The organism is Vallitalea maricola (assembly GCF_036985595.1).
GTDB classification, from domain to species: Bacteria; Bacillota; Clostridia; order Lachnospirales; family Vallitaleaceae; genus Vallitalea; species Vallitalea maricola.
On record NZ_BTPU01000305.1, the window covers coordinates 1 to 234 of the forward strand.

Sequence of the window (234 nt, forward strand, 5' to 3'; positions counted from 1 at the left end):
CTGAATAAATGATGTTGTATCAAAATTGAAATCTCGAATATAACCACCGTGCACACAGTAAAATTTATCTGTGTCACCTTTTTTTCCGGTGTATTTTTCTGGGTCAACACCCATTTGTTCTTTGGTTGCTTTACTGCGGCAATCTTGTTTCTTCAGCAATTGCTGCCAAAATTCTTCAGGAGCAGAAGATCCTGGGAATAAATTAGCAATACCTACTACGGCAATATTTTCCAT

Annotated in this window: 1 protein-coding gene; it reads right to left on the reverse strand. The window is 37.2% G+C overall.

Annotation, left to right across the window (positions count from 1 at the left end; all coding sequences use genetic code 11):
• Positions 1-234 (reverse strand): beta-ketoacyl synthase N-terminal-like domain-containing protein (locus tag AACQ14_RS24170; RefSeq protein ID WP_339366086.1); only part of this gene is annotated, 234 nt, incomplete at both ends.